This is a genomic window from Dietzia sp. CW19, from assembly GCF_014145265.1.
GTDB classification, from domain to species: domain Bacteria; phylum Actinomycetota; class Actinomycetes; order Mycobacteriales; family Mycobacteriaceae; genus Dietzia; species Dietzia natronolimnaea.
On the sequence record NZ_JAALEE010000452.1, the window covers coordinates 1 to 2268 of the forward strand.

Below are 2268 nucleotides of genomic sequence, written 5' to 3' on the forward strand. Positions count from 1 at the left end.
GCTCGCGGTGAGCGCCAGGAACACCGGGAGATGTGGGGCGATCCGGCACGCCAGGGCGACCGCCTCGTCGGTGTCCACGGCATCCACCCGGATCCGGGTGCCGCAGTAGATCTGACCGCGGGCCAGGAACTCGTAGTCCGCCAGCAGCCGGCGCATCCGGGGGCTCTCGTCGACCAGCGCCGACCCCGGGGGGACCAGCGGGACCGCTCCCGCGGCCGCCACCGTGAGGCCGCGGCCCTCGCCCACCCGGCGCAGTCCCTCGCGCGCCTCGTGCAGCCCGGAGCGCAGGCCCGAGGCCGTGTGGGCCGGACGGGTGCGTGTCCGGATCACACAGTTGCGCACCTCGTCGGCAGCGACGTCCGCTGATCGGTGGGCCAGCAGCTCGGACGCCCTGGGCGTGAGCTCCCGACTCTCGGAGTCGAGGACCTGGAGGTCCTCTTCGATCACCGCTGACCTGAACTGGGCTCCCATGAAGGAAATGTAGTGCGGGCGGGCGGGGTGCACATCCGGTCGGGATGTGGGATGGGTCTCAGCGCGCCTTCCAGACCGGAGCCCGCTTCTCCGAGAACGCACGCGGGCCCTCCATGGCGTCCTCCGACGTCATGACGGTGATCATCTCCGTGTCACTGACCTTCCAGCGGTCGTCCTCCGCCGGGCGGGTCCCGTCGCTGATGCCCAGCGCGACGCGCTTGCTGGCCTGGACGGCCAACGGGGCGTTGGCGGCGATCACGCCGGCCAGCTCGAGCGCCGCGTCGAGCAGGTCCCCGGCCGGGACGACCCGGTTGATCAGATGCAGGTCCAGTGCGCGCTCGGCCGTGACCGGCTCGCCGGTGAGGATCATCTCCATGGCCACCCGGTGGGGCAGCTGGGCCGGCAGCCGGAACGCACCGCCCGCCGCCGCGATGAGGCCCCGCCTGACCTCCGGCAGTCCGAAGATCGCGTGATCGGCGGCCACCACGAGATCGCACGCCAGCGCGATCTCGCAGCCCCCGCCCAGCGCGGTGCCGTTGACCGCGGCGATCACCGGCACGGAGACGTGATGCTGCATCATGCCCGCGAAACCCCACTGGCGGTTCTCCGCCGGGAAAATGTCCTCTCCCCGGGAGATCGCCTTGAGGTCCGCCCCCGCGCAGAACGACTGCTCCCCCGACCCGGTGAGGACGACCACCCGGATCTCCGGGTCCGTGTCCGCCTCGTGCAGGGCCCGCCCGAGCAGCGTGCTCACCTCGCCGTTGACGGCGTTGCGGGCCTCGGGGCGGTCGAGGGTGACGAGCAGGATGTGATCGCGGCGCTCGGTGCGGACGGCTGGACGGGTCTCGGATGAGGTCATGCCCCCAGTCTCGCCCGGCACGTCGGCACACGCGGGCGAAACGCCCACCTCCCCCGGGCCGGTGCCATGCGCGAGACTCTCCACCGGGGCCATACAGCGGGGGAGAGGCGCTCACCCCTGCTGGGCAATCGCACACTCCTCGGATATATTTGATTTCGATTCTCGGCCGAGGCCCCTCGGTCGTTCGTGATCCCCGGAGATGAGGTGGCGGATATGGCCGCAACACGACTCGCGCAGCGTCCGCAGCTCTCCGAGGAGGTCGCGGACCACGTCCGGACCCGGATCATGAGCGGCGAGGTGCGCCCCGGGGACTTCATCCGTCTGGACGAGACCGCGGCCGCTCTCGGGGTGAGCGTGACCCCGGTGCGCGAGGCCCTGCTGACCCTGCGCGGGGAGGGGCTGGTCGATCTGGTCCCACGACGCGGTTACCTGGTCTCGCCGATGAGCAGGCAGGACGTCGAGGACATCTTCTGGCTGCAGGCCCGGCTGTCCAAGCGGATCGTCGACCGTGCCATCACCCGGTTCGACGAGGCGGCCCTCGAGCACCACGCCCGCCTGGTGGAGGACTTCGAGGCGGCGGCCGTGACGGGCGATCCGGACCGTGTGGTGAGCGCGCAGTACGCCATCCACCGCTCGATCAACCGGGCGTCCCGGTCGGACAAGCTGTCCCGCTTCCTCAACAACGCCGCGCGCTACATGCCCTACCGGCTCTACGCCGAGGATCCGGACTGGCGGTCCACCGCGCTCGAGGACAACAGGCGGATGCTCGAGGCGCTGCGCACCGGCGACGTGGAGACGGCCCACGCCGTGGTCGACCGGGAGTTCACCAACGGCGCCGACCTGCTCATCGCGCACCTCCAGCGCGCCGGCGTGTGGGACGAGGACCGCGACGAGGACCGGGGCGCGACGCTGGTCGCGCAGGCCTGACCACCCGGCAC

At 71.6% G+C, this 2268-nt stretch carries 3 protein-coding genes; 1 reads left to right on the forward strand and 2 read right to left on the reverse strand.

The features are described from left to right. Positions 1-471, reverse strand: a 471-nt coding sequence (locus G6021_RS13140) for a glutamate-cysteine ligase family protein (RefSeq protein WP_241736555.1), incomplete at its 3' end; no start/stop codon positions are given. Between the two features lie 58 nt (positions 472-529). Then, positions 530-1330 (reverse strand): crotonase/enoyl-CoA hydratase family protein, encoded by an 801-nt coding sequence (locus G6021_RS13145; protein WP_179523929.1) that lies wholly within the window; start codon positions 1328-1330, stop codon positions 530-532. 213 nt (positions 1331-1543) lie between these two features. On the opposite strand from G6021_RS13145, the gene G6021_RS13150 reads away from it, so the two are divergent. Next, entirely contained in the window at positions 1544-2257 is a 714-nt protein-coding gene (locus tag G6021_RS13150; RefSeq protein WP_187700710.1) for a GntR family transcriptional regulator, read from the forward strand. Positions 2258-2268 lie beyond the last annotated feature (11 nt).